The organism is Tenacibaculum sp. MEBiC06402 (genome assembly GCF_049239625.1).
Taxonomy (GTDB): Bacteria; Bacteroidota; Bacteroidia; order Flavobacteriales; family Flavobacteriaceae; genus Polaribacter.
Genome location: NZ_JBMKKT010000064.1, coordinates 1 through 18,405, shown reverse-complemented (window position 1 = coordinate 18,405; position 18,405 = coordinate 1). Strand labels below are relative to the sequence as shown.

Annotated in this window: 11 protein-coding genes; 1 reads left to right on the top strand and 10 read right to left on the bottom strand. The window is 31.5% G+C overall.

Annotation, left to right across the window (positions count from 1 at the left end):
• Positions 1-81 precede the first annotated feature (81 nt).
• The 4 genes from ACOSP6_RS00750 to ACOSP6_RS00735 all read right to left on the bottom strand — a co-directional run bounded on the left by ACOSP6_RS00750 (position 82) and on the right by ACOSP6_RS00735 (position 9,197).
• Positions 82-1,149, bottom strand: a complete 1,068-nt coding sequence (locus ACOSP6_RS00750; protein ID WP_422092880.1) for a hypothetical protein — start codon at positions 1,147-1,149, stop codon at positions 82-84.
• Between the two features lie 55 nt (positions 1,150-1,204).
• On the bottom strand, positions 1,205-2,344 hold the full coding sequence (locus ACOSP6_RS00745; RefSeq protein WP_422092879.1) for a tyrosine-type recombinase/integrase: 1,140 nt from the start codon (positions 2,342-2,344) through the stop codon (positions 1,205-1,207).
• 328 nt (positions 2,345-2,672) lie between these two features.
• Positions 2,673-3,122, bottom strand: a complete 450-nt coding sequence (locus ACOSP6_RS00740) for a DUF4174 domain-containing protein (RefSeq protein ID WP_422092878.1) — start codon at positions 3,120-3,122, stop codon at positions 2,673-2,675.
• On the bottom strand, positions 3,123-9,197 hold the full coding sequence (locus ACOSP6_RS00735) for an alpha-2-macroglobulin family protein (RefSeq protein WP_422092877.1): 6,075 nt from the start codon (positions 9,195-9,197) through the stop codon (positions 3,123-3,125). It lies immediately after the preceding gene.
• Positions 9,198-9,430: 233 nt separating this feature from the next.
• On the opposite strand from ACOSP6_RS00735, the gene ACOSP6_RS00730 reads away from it, so the two are divergent.
• Positions 9,431-10,786, top strand: coding sequence for a UDP-N-acetylmuramate--L-alanine ligase (locus ACOSP6_RS00730; RefSeq protein ID WP_422092876.1), 1,356 nt, complete (start codon positions 9,431-9,433; stop codon positions 10,784-10,786).
• Here the strand turns inward: ACOSP6_RS00730 and ACOSP6_RS00725 are convergent.
• From ACOSP6_RS00725 to ACOSP6_RS00700, 6 genes are all read right to left on the bottom strand, one after another.
• Complete coding sequence (locus ACOSP6_RS00725; RefSeq protein WP_422092875.1) at positions 10,767-11,816, bottom strand: nucleotidyltransferase family protein; 1,050 nt, start codon at positions 11,814-11,816, stop codon at positions 10,767-10,769. The two genes, ACOSP6_RS00730 and ACOSP6_RS00725, sit on opposite strands and share 20 nt — an antisense overlap.
• Positions 11,816-12,937, bottom strand: coding sequence for a hypothetical protein (locus tag ACOSP6_RS00720; RefSeq protein ID WP_422092874.1), 1,122 nt, complete (start codon positions 12,935-12,937; stop codon positions 11,816-11,818). The genes ACOSP6_RS00725 and ACOSP6_RS00720 overlap by 1 nt, the downstream gene beginning before the upstream one ends.
• Positions 12,938-13,002: 65 nt before the next feature.
• Positions 13,003-13,170 carry a hypothetical protein gene (locus tag ACOSP6_RS00715; RefSeq protein WP_422092873.1) on the bottom strand — a complete coding sequence of 56 codons (168 nt, stop codon included), beginning with the start codon at positions 13,168-13,170 and terminating at the stop codon, positions 13,003-13,005.
• Positions 13,171-13,190: 20 nt separating this feature from the next.
• On the bottom strand, positions 13,191-16,016 hold the full coding sequence (locus ACOSP6_RS00710) for a choice-of-anchor J domain-containing protein (RefSeq protein WP_422092872.1): 2,826 nt from the start codon (positions 16,014-16,016) through the stop codon (positions 13,191-13,193).
• Positions 16,017-16,175: 159 nt separating this feature from the next.
• Positions 16,176-16,343 carry a hypothetical protein gene (locus ACOSP6_RS00705; protein ID WP_422092871.1) on the bottom strand — a complete coding sequence of 56 codons (168 nt, stop codon included), beginning with the start codon at positions 16,341-16,343 and terminating at the stop codon, positions 16,176-16,178.
• A 20-nt stretch (positions 16,344-16,363) separates the two neighbouring features.
• Positions 16,364-18,405 (bottom strand): T9SS type A sorting domain-containing protein (locus tag ACOSP6_RS00700; RefSeq protein ID WP_422095681.1); only part of this gene is annotated, 2,042 nt, incomplete at its 5' end.

Genomic DNA, 18,405 nt, shown 5'->3' with positions numbered 1-18,405 from the left:
AAAGATAATTAATAAGATTGAATTTCCGGTGAGGAAATTCAGTAGCGATTAATTATACACTTTGTTGTAAGCTGGCTTTTTTTATATGTTATTTTTCTCTTTAATCTTATCTAGCTTTGTTTTGTCATAAAGGTCATTTTGTATAGACCAATTCTTGAGATAGTCAATTCGGCTTTGCATTACTTCACTAAATTCCTTTTCGTTTATTAATTCAAGGAATTTCTCTTGTTGTTCGAGCCATTTGATAAATCCTGAACCTTCAATACTAATTTTCTCAATAAATCTGCATTGTTCTTCTACTTCTTCTTCGGTCTTGTCAGGAAATGATTTTATTTCGTTAATTGTTTCCTGTGTTGTTTTATCGTTTTCCGCAATGTTTTCGATTGTACTCAAATAGTCGTCTGGTAAAATTCTTCTAATCTTCTCTATATTAAATTCCTCCAATCCACCGAAACTTGGTATGTCAATTCCAAATTTTTGTGAATAATCATATTTTACAACTGCTATTGGATATTTTAATAAATGAAGCGTGCAGACAATCGAGGCTATTTTTTGATAAGTTTCAAGCCAATTTTCTATTTGGTCGGATTCAAAAGTTTGAAAATTACTCTTAAACCTACCAAGTTTATTAGAGTATTTACTTCCTTTAGTATGAACGTAATTATGTAAAAATCCAAGCTCATTAAACTTTCCTTTTAGATTATGCTTATCGTTAAATTCTTTTATGTTTTTATTTGAAAGTAATACTCTCCAAATTACACTTGCTCTTGGCGTATTAGCATCATTAGAATCTTTTGATGAAAGCCAATCTTTTACCATTTTATGTCCTTCATCGTTGATGTTATAATAGACAGATAACATACCTAATTCTAATGCACTTCGTAATGAGACAAAGGCTTGTTTATAAAGTCCAAAACAAACTAAATTAAATGAGATTTGAAGTTCTTCCCAAGATTCTGAAAATGGAAATATGTGTCCAGACCAAAAATTGTCCCAATTTTGAGGAATTGTCATTCCAATTATATGATAAAACCATCCTAATTCTCCTATTTTGTCTTTTATGTTAGAATTTTCTAATAAGTAGTCAGAAGTCTTTTTATAAACTTCAATACTTTTTTCGGGTATAAATATGTATGGTGATATGTTCATATTTATTGGATGTTCGCTTGCTTACAACTAGTTATATCCGTGCAAATATACCTGTTTATGGGTTTGTATTTCCGGATAACAGGAACTTTTGTTCCAATTCACTAGTTTTTGATTTTTTGTTAGTTAGTTGATCTAGAGGACTTTTTATTTTTAGTAAACTCTTCTGAGTTACTTGTGTATAAATCATCGTGGTTTCTGGTTTGCTGTGTCCTAATAATTCTTGAATATGTCTTAAACTAACTCCATCTTCTAATAAATGTGTAGCAAAACTATGCCTAAATGTATGTGGAGTTACATGTTTTAATGCTCCTGCTTTTACGCATGATTTCTTTATAAATTTTCGAACACTACTTGCCGAATATTTTTGTCCTTTTAGGTTTTCAATTAAAAACACCTTTGGTTGATAAGTGTGATAATAATTCAATAGTAATGGTATAAAGTTTTCTGCTAATATTACATATCTATCTCTTCTTCCTTTTGCATTTTCTATTCGAACTTGTCTTCGTTCGATATTTATGTCAGATATTTTTAAAGCTAATAATTCGCTAATTCTAATTCCTGAAGAATATAACAATGTAATTACAGCTCTATGTTTGAGGTTTTTAGTAGCTCTTATGATCGATATAACTTCTTCTTGTGATAATACTACTGGCAATTTTTTTGACTTTTTAGGTCTAGTTAGTTCTAAATTTTGAATTCCTGTTTCAGGAAAGTACTGAGTAAAAAGTTTTACCGCGCTTATAAACTGACGTTGAGTACTGATGGAATATTTTCTTTTGAGAAAAATGGTTTCAATAAACTTTCTAACATGTATATTATTCAATCGTTTTAAATCTAAATCAGAATAAAAACTAACGAAATGCGCTATAAAAAAAGTATAGGTTTTTAGAGTGCTTTTACTATACCTTTTTCCTTTCAAGAAAAGATAATAACCGTTTAAGAATTCCTTTTGCTCGTCGGTTAGTTCGAGGTAGGTTTCTTTGATAGTATCTTTAACATTATATTTTTTTAATAATTCCTGTAGTTCATATCTGTTTTTATTAGAAAGAGGAAGATACCAAGCCTTGTTCGTATTACTCCAAAGTGCAGAAGTATTCTTTTTTATTAAATCGATAATATCTGAATCAAAGGCAAAAGATATAAATATGCATATCTCACCTCTATGTTTTTTGGAAGATAAAGTAATTTTTTTCATAGCATTTATAAAAGTAAACTTTTAATCTAAACTATCAAAAGAATATACACATCAGAATAAAAAAACCGCCTTCTCAAAAAGAGCAGGCGGCTAAAAATATCAAAAAAAATTCTCCCGGTTTTCTTTGATGTATCGATTTATATTTTCGTTAAAGTGATAAACTTTAAGTATCTTCTATTTGTTAGTGTATAAAACACCTAAGATGTTACAAATAAGTTTTAATCGTTTGTAAAATCGCGCAAATCTACTTTTTTTGCTGTAAATAAAGGTTAAGTCAAATAAAAATTTTTTAAGTTCTTAATTTTTTTGTTTAATAGGAGTTTAAATCTTAATTATTTCTTTTTAATTCCCTTCTTCTCATAGGCATTCCATCAATTATGGTGAAAAGTTGTTCTTGAGTCAGTATTTTATTTGTCTTTTGCTTCTTAATTCCACCATCAAGTCCAATAAGTAGAACTTTAAAATCTGTGTTTTTTGATTTGTGCTTTTCGTAGGGTTGCGCAGTATAAAACCAGTTATCTTGTTCTTTTGTCTTTATTTTTAAAGGGATTTTTCGATAACGTTTCGGTTGAATTTCAAAAAATATAAGTTTACGTTCTTCGAATTCTTTAAGTCTTGATTGAAACTCATTAAGTTGTTGTTTCCGAAGGTTAGAATTACCATTTGTAATAATTAAAACGAGTCTATTTTTCCATTTATATTCAGATAAATCCAAATTTTGACTGTGCATTACATTGATACTAAGAAATACTAAAACAATTATAAATTTGCTTTTCATTTATTTAACTTTCACTCGCACACCTTCTGAATGACTTGAGAATTCTGGAGCATACATACTCTGAATGGTTGTAATTCCGTTGCTAAAATTTCCTTTGTTGTTTACACGGACATCATATTCAAAAACATACACACCTTTTCTAACTCTATCAAAGAAGAAATTCGTAGCGGCATCTTTTGTGCTTTGATAATACCCTAATCCGTCTTGCCATTTGTATTGAGAAATTACATCTACAGGTTCAAATGCAGAAGCACGCATGTCTTTCATATGAATAAATTCCATATCTCTGTCAACTTTCAATTCAATACGAACAGCAACTAAATCACCAACTTTTAATTCGGTATCAGAAATAGCTAGTAGCTTTTTACCAGTATCAGAATTTACCTTTTTAAATAACTTTTTAGAAAGTTGTAACGGAGTTTTAGCAGAGGAGATTTTATCTAAATCTTCAAAATACTGCCAATACAATCCACCCCAAGCAATTTCTTTGTCTTTTTTAGTTAAAGTAACTGTAGCTTTATCAGAAGTTATTTCTGAACCATTCCAAGAAGTTTTAAAATAACCTGTGCCAGCTTCAACTTTAGAATTTTCTAATTGAGTTGGATCGATGGTTTTATCGCCCATTTTGATAGTTACCAACTCGTTTGAAGCTAACCAATCTGAACCTTGTAATAATAATGCATACACAGCTTCAGAAGTGGCTTTGGTAGTTTTCCAACGGCTAACTTGTTTGTTTTTTAATAACCAAACTTTTAAATCATCAATTGTTTTGGTGTCATTTTCGATTTCTGAAAACGCTTCAATTAATAAAGCTTGTGTTTCAATTGGAGCTTGATGCCAATACCAACCCGCAGTATTTTCTTTCCAGTACATACCTAATTCTTCAGAATTGATACTGTTTTCTTTCAACGATTTTAAAATTTTACTCGCAACTGATTTATCTCCGTTTCTGAATTGGGTAAGGGCAATCCAACCTTTTCCAGATAAATTAAACGATTTCCAATAGGTTGCTGCTTGCTTTTGATAATAAGCTACGGCATCTTTAGTAACTCCCGAAATCGGAATGTTTTCATAAAAACTGCGCATGTACAAATATTGAATATCAAAATACCCAATATGTTGTTTCTCTAAAAACTTTTGAGATGCTTTAGCTCCGTCTTTTTCTTTGATTTGCTTAGCTCTTTTTAGAAGTCTTTTATAGTTATACGCTACTTCAGTATCTAAAAACTTAACGGCTCTGGTAAGCATATTACGTGTGCGTTTATCAAATTGTTCAATGCCTAATTTGTCCAAATGGCCAAAACCAGAAACAATGTAATTAGTGATATATGAATTTGGATATCTGCTTCCTTTAAACCAAGGGAAGCCACCATTATTCATTTGTAAGTCTTGAAGTTTGTTAAACGCCTTTTGTTGCTCATTTTTCATTGTATTTAAATCGAACAATAAAGCAATGCGTTTCTTTTGTTCACTTTCCGATTGTGCATCACGTAACCACGGAGTTTCCTGAATGATTAAGGATTTTAATTCTTGGTTCTTTTCTAAATTACTCAATAACGCTTTGCTAGATTTCCACTGATTGAAAACGTTTTGAATTTTCGGATTTGAATTCGCAATAAATGTTGCTAAAGTATTTGCGTAATAACGCGCAAAAGTCTGCTCTGCACAATCATACGGATATTCCATTAAATAGGGTAAAGCTTGTACAGCATACCAAGTTGGATTTGAAGTTACTTCTAAACTTAACTTGTGATGTTTTAGTGTAGAGGAATTATTGTTTTTTAGTTTGTCTAACGTGAATGTTTTTGATTGATTAGAGCGAACCCACATTGGAAGCGTTTCCGTAACTAGCATTCTGTTCGATAATACCGGCAATACATTTTGTTCTCCATCAGAAAAATCCTCAGCCTTAGCAATTACTTGATATTGTACTACTTGAACTGTAGCTGGAATTTTTAAATTCCAAGATATTTGTGTATTTCCTTCAGCATCTACAGTAAATGTTTGTTGATTGTTAGTATTACTTAATTCTGAGTCAATTGATTTTCCTGTAATGGCATCAGTAAGGATTAGCTGACTTGTTCCTGATAATTTTTTATCTGTTAAGTTGCTAATTTTCGCACTCAATGTAATTTCATCTTTTTCTCGTAAAAAACGAGGAGCATTCGGAACAACCATTAATTCTTTCTGTGTAACTGTTTCTAAAGTTTTAGTGGCAGAATGTAAATTTTTAGAGTGTGCTAATAATTGTAATTTCCATTTAGTCAACGCTTCTGGAATAGTAAAGTTAAACGATACATCTCCGTTAGTGTCTGTTGATAAATGAGGATAAAAGAAAGCAGTTTCTTGTAAGTTTTTTCTGATTTGAACGCCTCCTAAATCCTCTTTAGGTTTCTCATTAGTTTTAATGCTTCCTACAACTACAACTTCTTCTTTGTTAATAGATACTCCTGCAACTTTTCCCTGAATGGCTTTAGCAGTACTTCGTTTAGCAGCGCCTCTAACCATTAAAGCTTCAGCCTCTACTGGAGCTGCTTCATAAAGTTTATTAAGACGATTACCACTTTCAAAATAAAATCCAAACCAGTTTAATTGGTCGTATTGTAATGCAGGGTAATTAAAATACATTTGACTATCGTTTTGAACTCTAAAATAATTTGTTCCAAAACTGTGTTGAGAAGTTGTATAAGTACTAAAACTATAAGTTGGTTTTGCAATAGGATTAAAATTCCAATTGTGTGGTTTAAATTGATCTAAAGAAGCGTCGTACATTCCTGCTAATAATTCGGCTGCAACTTTATCTTTTTTAGATCCTTTTATCGTGAAACTCCATGTCTCATTTGAACCGGGTTGTAATTTGTCTCTAAACGTTTTTGTAATGATTTCCAGGTCTGTTTTCGGATGAGGTACAGATATTAAGAAAGGTTGACTTTGGAAGAAGTTATAATTCACAAAATGATAACGAATACCGAAGCCTCCAAAGTCCTCTTTTGTAACAGGAATCTTTATAGATTTACAATTTTTGTTCAGATGAATATAATGTGATTCAATCACTTTTCTATCTTTTTCAACAGTTACCATTACTGTTATATCTTCTGAATTTGAGGCAACTGTAATAACTGCTGTTTCTCCTGGCTGATACTCTTCTTTATCACTCGATATTGAAAATAAATCATTATCAGAAGGAAGCTTGTCCTTATCACTAAATAACGTTACGAATTTTTTATCTGTTACTGTTTGGTTAAACTTGTCTTTAGATGTAAGTTCAATGATGTATTTACCAGATTTCCATTTTCTTAATGAAGGTAAATCAATTTCTTCCGAACCTTTAGTAGTTGTAAACTCCTTAGAAAACAAGATGTCTCCTTTTTCCCAATTGGTATAATTATCTTCGTTTTTATATGCTTCGTTAGGAAATTTGGAGTGAAACTCCTCTTTTGAAATTGTTTGATAAAAAGGTGCTTTCCAAGGACGCTTTCTAATCGGTTTTTTAGGAGCAACAAGTTTATAAATCTGAATAGTACCTGTTGCGCTAACCATTTCATCATTTAAATTTCTAGTAGAAACTTTAATAGTTTGATTTTTTTTGCTTTTATCAATAGAATCATCACTCTCTATAGATGCCAATAAGCTATGATACCCAACTTTTACCAAGGTAGTAGAAGAGCGAGTTTCTCCATTTAAATCAATAACACCTGCAGTTACTTCATAATTAAAAACTGGAAGTTTTTCTCTAGCAATGCTTTCATCGGGAAGTGCTGTAAACTTAATTTCAAACTCACCTTTTTCATTTGTTTTGGTTTCGCCATTAATAATTTCTTGAGGGTCAGAATCTAAATACGGATAGTACCAATAACACCATCTCGGATAGTTAACTTTTCTGTGAACTCTATAAACCACTTTAGCATCTGTAATATTTGCGCCTGAATAAGCTTTTGCAAAACCATTTACAGTAATCTCATTATTTAATTGATAGGTTTTTGTGACAGGTTTAAACTTAGTTTCAAATTTTGGACGTTTATACTCTTCAACTGAGATGTATTGATAATCTCTTTTTCCTTTTATGGTAGATTCAATAGAAAAACTACCTGTTAAACCTGTATTTGGAATAACAAATTTTCCAGAGAAAGAACCGAATTCATTGGTAGTGAGCTTAATTTTTTCGATTTCTTGATTATTAACATCTTTCAAGACAACTTCTACTGACTGGTTTGTAATGATAGAAGATTTATTCTTTAAGCTTTCTAATGAAATTCCTTTAAAATGAAGTGTTTGTCCGGGTCTGTAAATACTTCTATCTGTAAATAAAAATATTCTCGTTTGAGTTCTCGCTTTGTTGTTATAAATTCGATTTTCTCTTAGGTAAAAATCTCCGAAAACAGCTTTGTCATTTTTATAACTAACAATAGCTTTTACCCCATAGTAATAGGAGTTAGGATTAAAAGAAAATTCCCCGTTTTTATCTGTCGTAAAATATTTATCAATTACTTTATTTTGATATCTATCTCCTTTATTGATAAGTCGAACTTTAGCTTTATCTATAGGTTGACCATTATTTCTATCGAGAATTTGATATATGGTTTTTCCTGTTTCGTTTCTTGTTATAAAAGTTAAATCAGTAACTTGAACTAAAGCATTTCCAAAAATGGTTTTTTCATCTAATTGTTCTTTTTCAGAAACGACTATCAGGTAGTTTCCTTGTTGTAATTTGGGAATAATTATTTCTGTTGAATGTTCTAAATAATCCTGTTCATTCGGTAAACTACTTTCCCAAGAAGTTACTTTTTCTAGATTTTGAATTGCTTTTATTTTCTTAGAACGATTATGTGTTTTTTCAATTTCTTGATATTTTTCATGAGATACTTGATAAACTGAAAAATAAAGTTTATCAATATTTTTATAATTGATAAGAACTCTTGAATACTTGTTAATCGGAATATGTTGTTCTTCAAGAATAGAAAGTTGTTTTTGATAAATTGAATTGGTTAGAATTCTTGCTTTTTTTGCTGCTAAGCTTTGAGGGAATTCTTTTTCGATTTGATTACAAATAGCAAGAGCTTCTTTGTTTTTAAAGCGATAATCTTCATTCTTTTCTAATGTGTATATTGAAGTTTGTGTATTTAAAAATTTAGCTATTTCAAATGAATATAAAGCTCCAACGTCCTTGTTTTTATAATTACTTTCTGAAGATTTTAAAGTTTCTAGGTAAGGAATGTCTTTGTCATTGTAAGTAGCATTTGTATTTACAAAATCCAATCGTTGTAAATCAACATCCACAAGTGCCTCAATATTTTGTTTCTTTTGATGAAACTGAGTTAATGTTTGGTAAATTTTTAAGGCATTAAATTGTAAAGAGATTGAATCTTTTGTTTCTAATTTTAATTTAGAAAATAAATTAGCCTCACATATATAGTCAGTATTATCTAGTTTAAATTGATACGCTGGTTTGGTAATATTAGTTTCGTCAGTTTTGTAAAATCGTAAAGCATTATGTGCTAATAAATCATATAAAGTAGGACGATATTTTTCTGAATCTTCCGCTAAAACTAAAATATCTTTAAAAGTCCTAATGTCTATTTGTTGTAGCTTATTTGCGTCTTCTAAAGAACGCTGGTAATAAGAATGGATTTCATTAAATAAAGTAGTCAAATCCCAAGTTCGAAAATCAGCTTTATCTATCTTTTGTTCAGTATTTGTTCTGTTGTAAAATTGATATCGATTATCTTCAAAATACTGCCAAAATAAATTGGCCAACATATTTTCAAGTATGTTTTTTGTAGGAAAACTACTTTTGGAAATATGGTTTTTAAATTCGTCAATAATCGTAAGTTGTGCGTTTTCTTCTAAACCTAAAGAATACTTACTTTTATAAACTAAGCATTTTATTATTTGAGGTGAATTTTTATCAGCTGTAGCTTTTTTATAAATTTCCTCTACTACTTTTAATGCTGATTTTGGAAGTGCTTCTTTCTCAAAGTTTTCAACTTTTTTCCAAAGATTTTGATAATTATTTTGAGCCTGAGAAATTATTGAAAATAGAATTAGCATTGTAAGTAAAATCGATTTTTTTTTCATGACAAAAAAGGTTTTTAATCATTGAATCTCATAAGGTTGTTGTATAATAACAGAGATGTTTTGATTAAATTATATTTTAGACTATAAAGTACCGTTGTATTAAATTTAAATACAAACTGGACTTAGTTTTTAGTTGATTTTGATTCGTGAAAACATCATTTTGATGAGTTTCGTTTTAAAGATACATATTTTGTTTTTGGGTTTTGTATTTTTGATTTCAGATTACGATATATATGAAAATACACTTTATTGCAATTGGTGGAAGTGCAATGCACAACTTAGCATTAGCATTACACCAAAAAGGATACCAAATTACAGGAAGCGACGATACTATTCACGATCCATCAAAATCAAGATTAGCAGCAAAAGGATTATTACCTGAGGAGTTTGGCTGGTTTGAAGATAAAATAACGAGTGATTTGGATGCAGTTATTTTAGGAATGCATGCAAAAGAAGATAATCCAGAATTATTGAAAGCGCAGGAGTTGGGTTTAACTATATATTCGTATCCAGAATTTTTGTATGAACAATCGAAACATAAAACTCGTGTTGTTATTGGCGGTTCGCATGGAAAAACAACTATTACTTCTATGATTTTGCATGTGTTGAATTATCATGACAGAGAGGTAGATTATATGGTTGGAGCACAATTGGAGGGATTTGATACCATGGTTCATTTAACAGAAGAAAATGAATTTATTGTTTTAGAAGGTGATGAATATTTAAGCTCACCAATAGACAGAAGACCTAAGTTTCATTTATACAAACCTAATATTGCTTTATTAAGCGGAATAGCTTGGGATCATATTAATGTATTTCCAACGTTTGAAAATTATGTTGAACAGTTTTCAATATTTACCGATTCTCTAGTGAATGGTGGAATCATGGTATATAATGAAGAAGACAAGGAAGTAAAAAGAGTAGTTGAGGAATCAACGAATTCAATTAAAAAATACCCATATACTAAGCCAGAATATTTCATTGAAGATGAAGTAACTTATTTAAATACATCAGAAGGAGATTTACCGTTAGAAGTTTTTGGAAATCATAATTTGCAAAACATAGCAGGAGCAAAGTGGATTTGTCAACACATGGGAATTGACGAAGAAGATTTTTATGAGGCGATTGCAAGTTTTAGTGGAGCAAGTAAACGATTAGAGAAAATTGCAGAATCAAGCTCAACGGTGGCATTCAAAGATTTTGCACATTCACCATCAAAAGTAAAAGCAACTACGGAAGCAGTAAAAAATCAATTTAAGGATAGAAAGTTAATAGCATGTTTAGAACTACATACTTATAGTAGTTTGAATAAAGAGTTTTTAACCGAATACAAGGGAGCACTAGATGCTGCAGATATGGCAGTTGTGTTTTATTCACCTCATGCAGTTAAAATTAAAAGATTAGAAGAGATATCTGAAGAACAAATATTTAAGGCATTCGAAAGAAAAGACTTAATTGTTTATACGAAACCTGAGGATTTTAAGACCTTTTTGTTTGGTGAGGATTTAAATAATTCAGCGCTCTTATTAATGAGTTCTGGTAATTATGGAGGTTTGGATTTTGACGAGGTTAAGAGAATAGTCTCTTAATATAATATGACCTAAACTCCTTGACAAAAATAAATCGTAAAAGACCTGCACTTTTTTGAGATACAAATAAATAAAGTGCCCAAAATTTGTGATGAACCTTATTGAAAAGAGGAAAATCCAGTTTGAAGACAATAAAGTTAAGATAAAACTTTGTTTTAAGGTTCATTTTAAATTTCACATAATTAGTGTTTAATATTTTAGAAGTTAATGCAAAATAAGAGTTTAATAATGCAGAGAAGCTATTATAGGAGTTAATGCATTCTAAATTATTTACTTCAATTGACATGAGAAAAATGTCATAACAATTTCTCAGACTAATAGATTTATAGATATATCCGTAATCATTGTGTTGGATAGCCATTGTTGAAAGTGTTAATTGATCTTTTAAACCTAAAAAGTTTAGTTGACCAATATTAAAGGTAGCGCTCTTTATGGCTTTGTGATTAAATGTTTCTGAAGCCTTGTCTCTGAGCATTTCAATATGCACTTCAACTGCCGATATTTTATTTTCATTAAACATTCTTGGATAATGTTTCAAGAAAATGGGACTAGTTGGTTTTTTTGATGCTTTTTCATACTTGTTATTCTCCAACAATTTTGCAGCTTTCAAAAAATTATTTTCATCAACTAAAAAATCTATATCCCCAATCATTCTTTCCGCGATATCATGATATAATCCAGAAAGTAGATTACCTGTTCCTTTTAAGAAAATAGGGGTAATGCCGTTTTTTAAAAGTAGTTGATTGATTTCCTTAGCCTGTTCTATAATTTGTTCGTTACGTTCTCTGTTTAAGTCTGTAATATGCTTCATATATTCAACCAAATCACTAGGAAGATAGTTTAAAAAATCGGCTCTTTTTAAATTACAATATAAAGCAGGAAAAACATAATGAGTGGTACTTACTTTGACAACATTATCCCAATCAACGGCATTATCTTTAAGTGCATTTTCAATTTCAATTTTATTATGCTTTTCATGATTTATGGTTAAGCATTTTCCAATAAAAAATAGTGCTTCTTTATAGGTCATTACTTTAATAAATTCTTTATTGTTTCTACCATTTTATCATTTTCAGAATAAGTTAATTTATAACAATTGGTATTTGAAAACCAATTTAAAAAAACTTCTACATTTTCTTCTTTATTAGAAATCCAAGAATCTGGAATTAACTGTTGAAACGCATCTATTTTTGAAATTTGTTCAAATTGTAGACCGCTATTTTTTTCATATTTAATGAAAACTAAATCATTACATGGTAAATTATAGTTTGGTTGATTTGTTTTTGGTGGTAAAAAGCGGACAATTTTATTTAGTCTTTTAAAATTAAACTCAGCCGTAGTTTCTAATTCAGGATACATCGGTAGTAATGTTTCCAAACTATTTCTTTTGATAGAGATAGCAGAAGGAAAGGTGTATACATGCTGTTTTTCAATGTCCATTGGAACAAAATCATCTGCTAAACAAGTTAAACCATTTGCTTGTAAAATAGCCAAAGAAGTACTTTTTCCATTTCCTGAATCTCCTAAAAGGAGTAATGATTTTTCATCATTTCCCAAACCTGATGCATGAAAAATTCCCATCCAATCTTCTTCAGGTTTAGCATGCATAAATTGCACAATATACATGGAAAATTTACCTTGAAAATAGTGAATGTCTTCTCTTAACCAAGATCCAATAAATTCATCGTCAATTATCAGAAAAGTGATACCTTTTTGAGTAAAAACTTGAAAGTTATGATTGAACTCATTTGTTTCGACTATTTCTAAGTGAGAAAATTTTGGATGAATTAGATATTCGTCAAATTGGGTTTGATAATCTACCTTGAATACTAACTTGTTTATTTTGTAATACTTTGTAATTTCAAATGTAGGAATGTTATATTCAGTTGAATTTTCAGTTTTTTCTGGTGATTTTTGAGAATTGGGTTTGTAAATGGTGTCATTAATTTGTTGAACAAAAGTAGAAGCTTCATCCAAATTTATTTGAAGGTCATCGGCCAAATCTTTACTTATAGATTCTATTGAGATGTCGTTATTCAATTGAATAATAATATCTGAAACTTTATTTTCTATAACTATGTATTGATTTGTTGCGGAAAACCAAATAACTGATTTGTCCTCAATAGTTTGTTTTACAATCGCTGTTTTCATTATCGGTAAAAATAAAAAAAACCTCAAGGTAATCCTTGAGGTTTTAAATTATTTAAGTTTAAATTTTAGAATCCGTCTCCTGGAGCTTCTGGTGAAGCAGCCTGAGCCTTTTTGGGATTTAAAATTAAGTAAGTTCCTAAGGCAGTTAATGCAGTATACTTACCATAGCTTCCTATTTTTTTAAGAGCTTCTTTTCTTGTGATCTCTTCTTTATTTATTTTGTTATTCTTCATGATTGTAACTGAGGATTCGTTTATTCTAAAATAATTTTCTTAGTCAAATTTCCTAAAGCAGAGTTTAGTTTAACGATATAAATTCCAGTAGATAATTCAGGTAAAGAAACCTTACTTAATCCATTAGAATTAATATTCGTGTTAACTAATTCTTCACCTAAAAGAGAGAATACTTTTACATTTGCTTTTGCTTGTAATCCAGCAACTGTAATTTCATTTTTAGATGAATTATAAATACTTACATTTTCGATGTTTTGAGTAATATCATCATTACTTAATCTAGCGGAAGTATGGATGTAATACTGACCAATTCCGTTAACTGCAGATTTGGTTGTAATTGTATGGTTACCTTCAGAAAGATTCGTGAAAGTATTGTTAGCTCTATCTTCTAAATAAATCTCGACACCAGAAGGTAAATTAGTTGAAGTAACAGAGAAAGTTATTTCAGTATTAGCTTCTGCAATTAATCCAACAGGAATAATCATAGTTTCGATATTTGTACCTGGTAATGTTTGAATTGCTAACTTCTTTCCTTCGTCGTTAGAAACTAATTGTGTGAACACACCAAATTCATGTTCAACTCCACCAAACATACTACTATCATAACCATTGTCCCAACCAGTAGTTTTTCCTTCTACAAAAAACACTTTAGTTCCTTTTTTAGCATCTCCATTATCGATAGATAGTTCAAAAGAAGGTTTAGGTTCTTGTCTCATGAACGTATCTGTAGATTGATGACTTTGATTTGAAGTTTCAAAAAGCACTTGTCCGTTAGATCCAGCCTGTACAAAGAAAGCTTGCATTGGAGCTATTTCAATAGGGGTTAAAGCATTATAAGTTACATATTGAGTTCCGTCCCATAACCAAACTGTTTGCTCCGCTAATAAACTAGCATTCGCTCCAAGAGAAGTAAAGGTGTTAGAATTAATATAAGAAGTAAAAGGGTTACCTAATAAATTAAAACTATTTCTTGATCCATTAACAATCCCAGGTCCTATAGTTGTTGTATTAAGAGATCCTGTCATTGAAATGCTTCCAGCGGCACTTAGTTTTACAGAATAACCTAAACCAGCATCTAAACTTCCTGTAGAAGCTGCATTTTGATAATTCCATGGTGTAGCACCGTTGTTGGTGAAAGAGGCTAATCCTAAGTTGCCTGCTGTACCAGCATCTAAATTATGATTACCAATAAAATCTTGAATAGTTTCTCCAGTTACAGGAGGAGCTATTAAATACCAGTTATTTGTTGCTAAATCTCTTGTATAAGTAACTGAACCTGTTACTGTAGCATTTGCAATTAATGAAGCCCCAGAAGCTATGCTAATTGAGTTTACAGTTGTAGCACTAGAAATAGTAGGGTAGTTAGTTACTCCTGAAGGAATTACTGCGTCATCCGATGTACTAGGAACAGCATTCGTTAACCAGTTTGATGCAGTCGCCCAATCGTTATCAGTTCCGCCTGTCCAAACAAACCCCGATTCAATAGCGATATTAGCAACTCTCCAATCTGAACATCCAGAGGCTGCAGAAGTATATCTAAAAGCAAAATATACAGAAGTTCCAGAGATTGTGTTTAAAGATATGTTATCTACGTTAACCGTAGCAACGGTACTATTTGAACTTTGAGGAGCAATGCTTTGTAGGCTAGTCCAAGTTGCTGAATTAGGATCTCCAGTTCCTGAGTAGTCAGTAGAATATAATAAATCTAAATTTTGTGAACCGAACCTTTGAGTTAAATCAACTGATAAATATTCTTGGGTTGTGGTATCTAAATTAAATGCAGGAGAGATTAACCAGTCTTGTGCGTTACAGCTTTCGCTAAATGCATTCATTTGTGCACCAAGTCCACCAGAAAAAGTCCAGCTAATAGTTGGGCCAACTATATTTTGTTCTGTCCAACTGTTTACGAATGGATCGTTAGTTGTAAAATCCACATTGTAAGGAATAGTAGCTGCTATCGGGTCGATGACATCATAACTATTCTCACTAGAAACTGTAGTTTCAGGAGAAGCATTACTATCTGTAGCTTCTACCGTATAAAATACAGTAGTTCCATCAGCTTGTGCAGGAATAGTTCCAGAATAAGTATCTCCAGAAGTATTAGACATACTTACAGGATTTGTTAAACTTCCTGATGTTGTACCCCAACGTAAAGTTGCTGAAGCAATACCATCTGCATCTGTAAAATCAGCAGATACAGTAACCATATCTGAAGAGGTTGGATTTGTAGGTGTATTAGCTATATTACTAATTGCTGGAGCAGGGTTACCAGTTACTTCGGTAACTGTAAATGAAGAAACAGAATAACCATCACCACTACCATTTTCACTGAATTCAAATCCTACTTGAATGGAAGTATTCCCTGATACATCTAAGTTATTCACAGTATAATTTACAGGGTCTCCACTGTTGGTTACTCCAATAACAGTTTCTACTCTCGACCCACCATCTAAAATATAGAAATAAGTAAAATTATCATCATTTGCACCAACGTTTGCTCCAATAGCTGCAATATTTACTGCTGAGATACCCGTAACATCAATTGATTGACTCATGAATATACCTTGTCCTCCCCAGTCGTCACTTACTAAAGCTCCTCCACTTACTTTAAATGAGTTAGCTGTAGTATCTGAATTAGGAGCAGTATCATAGGATAATGACCATTGGTTCGGAATAGTTCCAAATGGACCTACACTTGCTGGTCCAGTAGCAGGTGGGCTACTTGTTGTATGGTCAGCAAAGCCATCACCATCATTCGAAAAGTCAGCGTTGTAAATCTGTCCAAATGAAGTTTGGATTGAAAAAACTGATAATAAAAATATTACCAATAAGTAATTGTTTTTCATTTTTTTGTTTTTATAATTTTTAAGGACGGGCAAATTACTAAAAATCAAGGTTCAAAGGTCGGTTTTTATAAGAAACTTATTAAATGTTAACTATTTGTTAATGTAAACAAAAAAACCTCAAGGAAATACTTGAGGTTTTTTGAAGTATGATTATCTATTTTAGAATCCGTCACCTGGAGCTTCCGGTGAGGCAGCCTGTGCTTTTTTTGGATTCAAAATTAAGTAAGTTCCTAAAGCAGTTAATGCAGTATACTTACCATAGTTTCCTATCTTTTTAAGAGCTTCCTTTCTAGTAATCTCTTTTTTATTTAGTTCAGTATTCTTCATGATTCTTATAGGGAATTAGTTTATTCTAAAATTATTTTCTTAGTAATGTTACCTAAAACAGAGTTTAGTTTAACAACATATATTCCAGTTGGTAAGTTCGGTAAAGCTACCTTCGTTAAACCATTAGAGTTAATATTAGTTTCGACTAATTCTTTTCCTAAAAGAGAGAATACTTTAACAGTCGCTTCAGCTTGTAAACCAGCAACAGTAATTTCTTGCTCTGCCGATTTATAAATGTTAACATTAGCTATGTTTTGGTTAATATCATCTGTGCTTAACCTTGCAGCTGATGCATGTATGTAATATTGTCCTATTCCATTAACTGCAGATTTCGTTGTGATTGTATAATCTCCTTCTGAAAGGTTCACAAAAGTATTATTACTTCTGTCTTCTAAGTAAATTTGAATATCACTTGGAAAATTTGAGGTAGCAATAGAAAATGTAATTTCCTTATTTGCTTCAGCAATTAAACCTACTGGAATAACCATAGTTTCATAGTCCACATTAGGTAATGTCTGAATAGCTAACTTATTTCCGTTGTCCTCTGAAATTAATTGAGTAAACACTGCGAAATTTTGAGCGGCACCTTCAAACATTTTAGAATCGTAACCGTTGTCAAAACCAGTAGTTTTATTATTTACATAAAATACCTTAGTACCTTTTTTATCTGCTTCACTTTCAACGAACAGTTCAAAAGACGGTTTAGGTTCTTGTCGCATGAAAGTATCTGTTGATTGGTGGCTTTGATTAGAAGTAGCAAAAGTTACATTTCCAGAACCACTTGCATCTACAAAGAATCCTTGCGCAGGCGCAATTTGAATCGGACTAACAGCATTGTAAGTTACATATTGCGAGCCATCCCATAACCAAACTGTTTCTTCACTTAATAATGCAGTATTCGCAGAAGCGAAAGTTGAAGAGCTTACATATGATGTAAATGGATTACCTAATAAGTTAAAGTTGTTTCTTGTACCTGTAGCAACAGGGGAATTAACATTTGATGAGTTAATTGACCCAGTTATAGAAACATTTCCTGCTGCAGCTAACTTCATTGATACTCCCGCACCCGAAGTTAATGCCCCAGTTGAAGCAGTTGTTGAGTATATCCATGGAGAAGCTCCGTTATTAGTGTAGGTTCCAATACCAATATTACTTCCTGTTCCTGAAGCAAAAGTATGACCAGCAATTACATCTTCTTGTGTTTCTCCTGAAACTGGTGCAGATACTAAATACCAGTTTGTAGTTGGTAAGTTTCTTGTATATGTAACATCTGCTGTAACAGAAGCGTTAGCTATTACTGAAGCTCCAGAAGCAATGCTAATAGTACCAACTGTAACTGGTGATGAAATTGTTGGATAATTAGTTACACCACTTGGGATAATTGCATTACCAGTACTATGAGGTACAACACTCGTATTCCAGTTACCAGGTTGTTCCCAGCTGTTATTAATATTACCCGTCCAAGTGTAATTATTGTAAGTTACAGTTATATTGAATGTTGATGAATTCGGACACGTTCCTGCTGTTGTATATGTTACAGTATATGAGTTAGGTACAGATGCAGATAAATCTATCGTACCAGTTGAAGCACTAATACTTAATCCAGCAGTAGAGCTAAATGCTCCACCTGTTAAACCTGTAATAGTTGGTGTTGGATCAGCATCATCAATTGTATATGAAGAAGCACCATACGAGAAAGAAGCATCATCTAACGCGTTAATAGTTACTGAAACATTACTAGAATTAGGACAGGTTCCAGCAGTAGTATAGGTTACTGTGTATGTGTTCGGTGTTGAAGCAGAAACATCAATTTGTCCTGTTGAAGCATTAATACTTAACCCAGCCGTAGAACTAAATGATCCTCCTGTTAAACCTGTAATTGTTGGTGAAGGATCTGCAGCATTTACACAATAAGAAGCAGCTCCGTACGAGAAAGAAGCATCGTCTAATGCGTTAATAGTTACTGAAACATTACTAGAATTAGGACAGGTTCCAGCAGTAGTATAGGTTACTGTGTATGTGTTCGGTGTTGAAGCAGAAACATCAATTTGTCCTGTTGAAG